General features: G+C 44.9%; 3 protein-coding genes and 1 pseudogene. 2 read left to right on the top strand and 2 right to left on the bottom strand.

From position 1 onward, the window contains the following. Window positions 1–111 (top strand): annotated as a pseudogene (locus CKY02_RS21740) (IS630 family transposase); the annotation flags it as partial. Here the strand turns inward: CKY02_RS21740 and CKY02_RS25040 are convergent. Further along, window positions 74–256: a hypothetical protein gene (locus CKY02_RS25040; RefSeq protein WP_167405353.1), complete on the bottom strand. Its 183-nt coding sequence runs from the start codon at window positions 254–256 to the stop codon at window positions 74–76. The pseudogene CKY02_RS21740 and the gene CKY02_RS25040 overlap by 38 nt on opposite strands. Here CKY02_RS25040 and CKY02_RS26805 point away from each other — a divergent pair. Then, window positions 217–315: a DUF2569 family protein gene (locus CKY02_RS26805; protein ID WP_167405354.1), complete on the top strand. Its 99-nt coding sequence runs from the start codon at window positions 217–219 to the stop codon at window positions 313–315. The two genes, CKY02_RS25040 and CKY02_RS26805, sit on opposite strands and share 40 nt — an antisense overlap. Window positions 316–636: 321 nt before the next feature. On the opposite strand, the gene CKY02_RS25355 is transcribed toward CKY02_RS26805, so the two are convergent. After that, window positions 637–9,175: alpha/beta fold hydrolase (locus tag CKY02_RS25355; protein ID WP_420899240.1), on the bottom strand; the 8,539-nt coding region annotated here is incomplete at its 5' end.

Below are 9,175 nucleotides of genomic sequence, written 5' to 3'. Positions count from 1 at the left end.
GAATTTCGAGACAAAGTCTTCAAATTTTTCACCACAACGCTACCGGATATAGCGGACTCGCTGATGTCGAGAATTAACGACCATTTTCAGGTGCTAAAAACTGCATCTTGAAGTTTCTTGGGTATATATACCTGTCATCCTTCAAGTTGCCTCTTTGTTGGCTGCACTCACTCCCCCCGGTCACATAGTTATCTATGCTCCCGGGGATTCGCTCCCTTGCCGCCGCGATGCATCTTGAAATCCATAAGGTATACATGTATATGGATACCTTACTTTATTATATCTATCCGAGTTAAAAGAACATTTATAAAATAATGATTTAAATTAAACTATTTTGCAAATAATATTCAATAAGAGTAGGTTAATTTTTTGCAACTCATATTTATTCAAAAAATATGGCAATCACAACTACCCCGGCTTTGTGAATTATTTACAAAAGTCAGGCAATTTAAATCACTCGTTCATCAAGGTCTGAGTACTGTATTTTGCTGAGCTCAGACTATTTAATTTCTACTTGATTCGTAAGCATGCGGCGGAAAAGGGTAAGCTAGCGATAATACCCTTGCGAGATTAAGATGGCCCACCTATCCAGTGAGCCATTTTTACCGTTATTGCTTAGCGTTATGGCAAGTTAAATCAGGCAAATTTTCCCTTGCCAGTTATGGTGTCTGCCCAGGCCGTCGCAATAGCCTCTTTCGCCTTGCTATCCAGCCCTTCGATAAAACCGTTATCACCGGCTGTTGGGGAAAAACTGCTCATGGCCTGGATTAAGGTATCAACCGCATTGTCGGAAAGTGCCGTAAATTCACGCTCTCCTGATGCATCCTTATGCTTCATCTGTGTCACTAATTTGGCACGGTTACCATTAAAGTAATCACTAAAGGTGACTGAACCCACCGATTCAAACAGGCTCTGAGCAGTTTTATCCTGAGTATGGCGATTCACTGATAACACCAGATCATATCCACTGCGCTGGAACCACAGGTTTTGCCAGTCAATATCGTTAAAGACAATCATATCTTCTGCATTAATATCATCAACCTGACTGTCAATCACCTTACCACTGACCACAAAGCTGTCTACTCCTGCCCCCCCTTGGAAGTGGTTCTGGTATCCCCCCAGAACCAGTAGATCCTGACCATTACCGCCATCAAACTGGCTGAACTTCGAAATTGTGGCCGCTATCAGGTGGTCATCACCTTCTCCGCCATTAATTACCGCATGATAGCCCATCAGTTTAATGACATCGCCACCCATGTTGCCATCAATTCGGTTGTCATTACCAAACACCTGGCCAAAGTCATTGCCTTCACCTAACTCAACCCGGTTGTTATTACCGATGGTCACGGCATAATCTTGATCTTCTCCAGTATCCACCTGGTTGTAGTTACCAGAAGTGACAACGTAGTCCTGCCCATTACCGGCATCAATAACGCCGCCTTCACCAAAAACAAATGTCTGATCATTACCCTCACCCATGAACACATGGTTAATGCGTCCAGCTACCACTGCGGTATCATCGCCACTACCACCAAACATCCAGTTTTCACGTCCCATCAGAACGCCCAAGTCATCACCTTCACCACCAGTAAAGATGTTGGAAGTGCCGATGGAGTAATAAACATCATCTCCGCGACCACCCCAGAAGTTGTTGTTATCGCCCAGATAAGCACCGAGATCTTTACCGTCACCGCCCCAGTTGAAGTTATAGTTCCCTAACGAGATATGGATATCGCTATCCCCTTGCAGATGACCGCTGTTACGCAGGAAATCAAAGGTTTTCTGCTCCATATTGAGCAGATCTGCCGTGAGATTCTCTTTCAGATTGGTCACTAATGACTTCATCTCTCCTTGTTTATCTTTGCTGAATATCGTCGCAAACAGGTTAGGCAAATTCAGCGAATTAAAGCCCAAGGCACGCTCTGATTTGTCATTAGCCTGACTATCCCCACTGTTGATGGCACCCGGTATACTCTTTTCCCGATTTTTATCAGGCGCTTTCTCTTTCAGCCCATGACTGACAAAAAATGATTCAATACCATCAGCACTCATATCAGCGTTCTGTTTCAAACCATTAATCAATTTATCCGGATCAGTGAAGGTACTTAGTTGATCACCACCAAACTGCTTAATAACTTCCAACATCTCTCGCAGAATCGCCTTGCCATCAACCGGCTTACCATTACGGGCAACAATCTGTCCCTCCGGCGTGTAATCCACACAAAAAATATCCGCTAACGTGGTCTCTGCATCCACACCGGCTAACCGACCCTGTAGTTTGTTTTTAAGCTGACGCGGTAAGTCCTGTAGATTGTAAGTAAATGTTGTTTTCGCCAGGCCCGTTGTTGAATATTGCTGCGTCATCAGACCAAACAGAGAACCCAGGTTGGTATCCAAAATCGATTGAATATGGTCACCGAACATAAAGTTCCAACTACCGGTTGTGACCTGAATGTCCGACCCTTGACCACCTACCGCAAAATTGAAAGCCAGTTTCTCATTGGCCTGACGAAATTTATCCGCACGGCTCATTTTACTGGTATCAATCTTTTTGCCGTGACCACTTAACCATCGGTGGTATTTTTTATTCAATGCCGCTTCTGTGTCACTTTTCAAACCACGGCTACTGCGCTCGCGCTGCGAATCCAAATCAACCAATGTCTTGTAATCCACACTACTGGTTTGGTCTAAACCAGACATGTCCCGCACAAATTTTTTCGCACCAGATAGTGTCCACTGCTGATTTTGCACCGCCAACCAATCCCACTCTTCGCCGGAATGAGCAATAGATTTCAGTACACCGGTAATACGCGCAGCGCCATCAAATGGATTAACCAACGGTGGCGTAGGGAGGGATTTATCCATCATGACAATCAGGTCATTACTGCGACCCTGGTTGAAGCTGACGTTACGGTTGCCAATAAACACCTGCGCCCCTTCAAACGCTTGATAACCACCCAGATTAACGCTGTGCTTACTGTCACCCTCCCCGATGTGAACCATCACATTGTTGTCGCCAAAGGCCAGTGATTTAAAACCCCCCGTACCCACTTTGATACCTACGTTCGAGGTTCCCCAGTTGATCGCGGTAAATTCACCGTCACCCACGTTTACCTGTATATTCCCGGCGTAACTCAGTGGCTCCGATTGAGGATTTGAACCGGGCTCAACCCTGTTTTTGCGCTTCCCTGGCACGGTGAAAACATCATGGTTATCCGCAATTGCCCCTCTGGTTGCTGAATCAGCTTCTGTGTACCCCACTTTGGCAAGGTTAATATCGCTTTCAGCCACACCACGACGCAGTTTTTCTGTTGTAGCCGTTAGTTCATCCTGTTCATTCCAGTGTAACACCAGTTTGTTATCGCCCAACTTGTTAACCCACTGATGATTTTTATCGCGGGTAAATTTACGGCCTGTTACATCAACGGCCACTTCACTGCGACGCGCTGAAACATCACTACGGATGCCCTGTTTATCTAAAGCGGTAATAAAACGATAGGCAAAACCATTCCGCTTATCATCACTAATCAGTGAACAACCCACGATGCTGATACGCTCAGGTTTACCCGCCTGGTTAAAGTTCTGACTGAACTGTTTTAGTTTTATTGCCAATTCATCAGCACTGTAACCACTCAAACGTGTGTTATTTTGTGCCGATTCGTCACGGCCATGACCAACAATCTGCCAACGTAATTTGCCTGATAATCTGGCAGGATCACCATAAATGACATGATATTTGCCATTAGAATCAAGTTTAACCACCACGCTGGATTCCCGGTGTTTACTCGCCAGATTGATCGCGGCTTTTGCTACAATCGGGTCATTTTCCATTTGAATAATGATCTGACCATCAAAACGTGTCCCATGATTGCCACTCTTTTGCAACGAGTTCTTCACCCTATCCCGATTTTTATTTTGAAAATCGGAGAGCGTCGAGACAATCCTATCAGTATATTGGCTCATTAAAGCACTGCTCTCGACATGACCATAAAAGGTTTGTTCACCCGATACGCGATAACCAGAAGCGGTCAATCTTGCACGCAGCTTTTCCCCTTCATGCCCTAAACCTTGATTGTCAGTTAACAGCATGATCGGCGTATTGATCGGCAGACCTTTGAGGTTTTTTTCTACTGAAAATTGTCCGTTCATCGCTTTTGCCAATACCCCAATTATGCCACCAGGGTTTGGTATGTCATACGCGGTTATGGCTTTGGTCATACTCGATATTGGCCTGTCGAGTAACAGACCTGACACGGCTTGATTATTTTGCGCCGCATATCGAGCAAGATCTGCCGCCACCGGCCCACCAACGGAATAACCATGAAGGATAATATTACCCGGCTTAATACCGCGATCTTGCACCAAATAGCGAAACATCGTCCGGGCATCCTGATAGAACCCTTTCTCACCGGGACTACCATCACTACCACCATAGCCACGCATATTGACAGCCAGTATATCAATGCCCTGCTTTTGATAGTGGCTTTGGATGTCATGAGCTTGCTCTTCCGCGGACAAACCTGAACCATGAAGGAAAAGCACGACTTTTTTCTCTGCTGCCGTCGAGATATCATCTGGTTTTATGTCACCTTGATGATAATATCCCGTTAAACGTCCCCCTTCACCTTTTAGGGTGATTTTGCTTGAGCTGCCATTAGCAACCGCATCATTAAGCATAGTCTGCGTCTCATCACTGATATGGCGGCGCTCTTCTTTAAAACCATACAATTCGTTGTTAAAGAATCGGGTCACTGGGTTTAAAGAGTCTTTATCCCGTGGCGAAGTACCATCATTCTCAATTAATACCGACTCTGACGCTCTATTTTTGCCCGATAACGCCTGTAATGCTTCCACTGGAGAGCCGTTCTGTTCTCTCTCGGCGGTATTTTCTCGATAAAGGTGTTGGGTTTTCTCAAATGCGTTATTTAATGCCTGATTTATCGATAATTTTCCTTTATCTCCGGCGATATCCATCAGATCCATATAACTGGCGGTATAGTTTTGTAGTACTTGCCGACGTTCATCACCAGTCATCTGCAATGCTTTATAGACCACCAAACTTTCATTAACAGAATGACCGCCATCAAACACCAGAAACGCCAACGTATTAAGATATGCCTGCTCTTGCGAGAAAGTAGGATCTTGACTGGCAATATAGTTATTGAGATGAACCATGATATTGGTCGAGCCAGATGCCCCCGTTACCACGGAATGCCCCTGCGCCAGGGCGTTACGCTCAAGCGTTGTTTCCTGTCCAGGCGTCAGCACTCTGCCCGCCGCCACCTTTCTGCCAGACAGGAAATCTCCATATTGATCACCGGATGGCTGGTAGGGCAGTGCAATACCATAATCATTGGTTTGCTGTTCAGTTAATTTCACTTTATAGGTAACATCCGCCATATTAGTTAACTTACTGCTGGTGGAACGCGCCTTATAGATCTCCTCCCGATAGAAAATGTCCGCTTCCGCCTTCCATTGAGATAAATGTAACCCCATACCATCCGTGTTCGACATTTTTACCGCCAGAAACGGAATTTTGATCATTTCAAAGCCGTTATCCACCTTAGTCATCATGATCCTAAAGTTATCCAAGGTCGGTTTTTGCAAGAATGTGGTCAGTTCAGGCACCCGACTGAACCAGGGACGAATATCTTTTTTAATTTTTTCGGCGAAAGCTTGCATCCTGATCGTAATCTGTCCGTCGCGGACGGTTGAGTCAACAGTACTTTGCGTATACAGCTCAAACTCCTGCACCAGAAACCGACCTATCCGTCTGGAGGTCGCTATCGCATCCGGTGACGCTATTTTTACCAAAGTATGGGCCAATTCGGAATCAAAACGACGACCAAATAAGTTGTCAATATATTGGGTAGTTGACTTTTCTCTGTGAGCATCAGCCTGTAATGACAGTACCAAAGCATGTAACTCAGGATATGCCTGTAACTGGTTGGCAGCAGCATCAAATAACTTGATAGTTTCCTTCGATGTGACTTGTCCGGTGAGCCAGAGTCCTCTAGCTCGTCCAATCCAAAGCCTCGCTTCCGGGATATTCGCGGCTTCTAATCGGCTCATAAAAGCAATCAGACTTTCACTTTCGGTCTTAGGCGCTTCCCGTTCAGCGGTTGAATTCGTTCGAGTCAACGGGGTAATCTGCCACTCAATAAGACGATTAATGTCGTTTTGTGTTATACCGCCTTTTAAACCGACAACACGTCCGGTTCCATCAAAGATGACTCGCTGCTTAAGATGTTCAGCATGTCGAGGCGCCACGGCAATCCCAAGGACGCCAGCGGATTCAGCTCGCTGGGCCTGCAAGTGCTCTATCATTCGGCCCATTTTAAAACGTACTAAGTTCACCTGATTGGTGCGTAGAGCAAATTCTTTTGGGCTATGCTGTTGCCAATCAGCTATCGCCTGTTCAAGCAGCAATATATGCTCTTCATCGAAATGGCTCATCGTTTTATAGAAAATATCACGTACAGCAACCAGCGCTTTACTAAGTTGCCTTTTTCGCCCTAATGTTCGCACATTGGGATTGATAAATAGCTTATTTCCCTCTTTCAATAAATTAAATTTTGCATTTTCAAATATAGCGGAATTTTTCTGCTCTCCCTTGACATCATTCCCCAACGATTTCAGATTAATGCCTGAAATCCGCGGCACTCTTCTGACACGTTCACCTAAACTGTTCGACGTTGGTATCGACCTATCGTCAGATTGTCCTTTGGCAAACTTTGAAGTAGTTAAAACGCCGGTATTTTCCGCGCGAATACCGGCATTTATCTGTAGACGATCAACCGCTTGTTTAGCATCATCCAACGCCTGTAGCTCTTCTTCGGTCAATCCCTTGTAGAATCTTTTTTCAGCTTCCGGTATTAATTCGGGATCAATATAGCTACCGGTTTCCCCCGCGCCTGTCGATTCGTAGGCATTACCAGACAAACCACTACCACCGGCACCGGTACGATCAGGTTTGGAATCGCCCTGTTTTGCCCCTCTAACATCTTCTTGTGCCTGGGCAATTTTATTTTCAGCCGCAGCAATATCACGTTTACCCCGATATTCCGCCCCCTGATAGGCGATATTTGCGTCATTTTCCGCTTCTTTGGCCTGCTGTTGCTGCAATAATGCTTCTTCTTTTCTTAACTCTGCTTTCTTCTGAGCCTCTGCAATATCTTGTTTTGCACTGGCATGATGCTGTTCACTTTGTGCTACGCCAACCTCGGATTTCTTAACCGCTTCTTTTACTTGTTGTTGGTTATCCGTAATAGATTGTCGGGCATTCGTTAATTTTCGCTGTGCAATAAATTTGATGTGATTCAACTTATCCTGAGTGTGGTCCAGGAATTGGCTAGCAAATTGATTACGCCACTGGTCACCTGATTGGCCGCTGTAATTAGCATAGTCACCAAGCACATCCAAACCTTGCGTCATGGAAACCAGTTTGTCAGTCTCCGCCCGCGCTTCTGTTTCTATCGCATTACGCTGTGTCAGCCCATTTCGGCTAACTACTGCCTGATCCGTTAATTCCAACTGGGATTGCGATTTCGCAATTTCTGCCAGTTGTTTCTCTTTTTCCTGTTCCAACAGTTGGCGATCTTTTTCTGCTTTTTCTTTATCGCTTAACGCATTTTGCGCCACTTTATCCTGTTTCACATGTTCGGTAATAATATTGGCTTGTCGTGAGCGCTTAGATTTTGCAAAAACGTTATCCAGAATATAGCCTACACCATCATTCAAGCCTGTTCCTTTAAACTCAATTCGATTACCGCCCGCTTTTGCTGTCAGCTCTAGTGTTTTATTTTGCCATTTCGCGGCATCGCCAAAAGTCGAGAATACAAGTTTGCCGTTCCAGAAAACATCCATACCATTGTCGGCTGAATAAGCATCGGGACGATTGGCAAAATCAAAGCTCAGCGAAATCACTTCTCCCTCAGAACGGTTTTGCAGGTCCTGGTAAATTGTGGTGTTTTTATCAACATCAAGTTCACTGACTCGTTCGCCATAACGGGTATTATTAGGTTCATCAGTACTCACTGGGCTATAGGCCGCAATATCATTGGTTGATTGCCAACCCAATTTACCTTGCTCAAGGTCACTATTGACAATCAGTGACGTCTCAGCTTTCACAGCGATATTGTCTAAGATATAGCTAAATCCATCATCCTGGCCTGTACCTTTAAATTCAATCCGGTTAGTACCTGATTTTGCCATTAAATCGAGTTTTTGAGTTCGCCATATAGCTCTCGGTCCAGAAGCTGAGAATACAGACTTACCATTCCACAACACCACTATTCCGCAGTCACTCAGGTCACGGTTCACCATCTCTAAATGACTCATAAAATCAAAAGTCAGTGAAACCACTTCTCCTTCAGACAAATTTTGTAATTCCCGCCAAATTACAGTGTTTTTATCAACATCAAATTTACTGACTCGTTCACCATCACCGGTATTATCAAGACCATAAGCACTCGCTGGGTTATATGCCTCTATATCATTGGTTGACTGCCAACCTTGATTACCTTGTTCAAAGTCACCATTGACAATCAGATTTTTATCCTGATCTGACTCCGATAGCGTTTTTTGACTCAAAACACTTTCTATTGAACTGACGTCAGGTGTCTTCACGGCTGTTATAGCACCATTGAAACTATGGTTTAAATCTGAACTTACCGACGCAATTTCATCCATCTGAAAGCCATCAATGGCAGATACTTCCGCTAAATGAATCGCGCCTCTGCCTTCATGGGTGCCCGACGTGTTAGCTTCCTCCCCATGAACCAAATAGTTGATTGCCTGACTGCCTCCCACACCTAATGTTGTCTGTTTGATATGCTCAAAGAGGGAAGAAAGTTTGTTGCTTTCTGTAACAGAGAAGCTGTAGAAATCACCATTACCAATCTTAACCGCCACGTTATTACGTGCATAACAAGCGTTGATACCCAGACCATCACCTACATGGATATTGGCATTAGCTTGACCTTTCATGACCGCAACATTGAGGCCATTACCCACTTTGGTGTTAATATTGTGCTTACCCCACGCCAGGTTAACCGAAACACCATCACCCACATGAGTGTTAATGTTAGCGTCACCATGAGCAGCCGTTACACTTAAGCCATTGCCTACTGTCGTCGTGACGTTAGCTTTCCCTTTTGCCACCGTCACCTGCATA

It is taken from the genome of Photorhabdus bodei (assembly GCF_003287735.1).
Taxonomy (GTDB): Bacteria; Pseudomonadota; Gammaproteobacteria; order Enterobacterales; family Enterobacteriaceae; genus Photorhabdus; species Photorhabdus kayaii.
The sequence above is the reverse complement of the archived record's forward strand: the minus strand, read 5'-3'. Positions and strand labels throughout refer to the sequence as shown.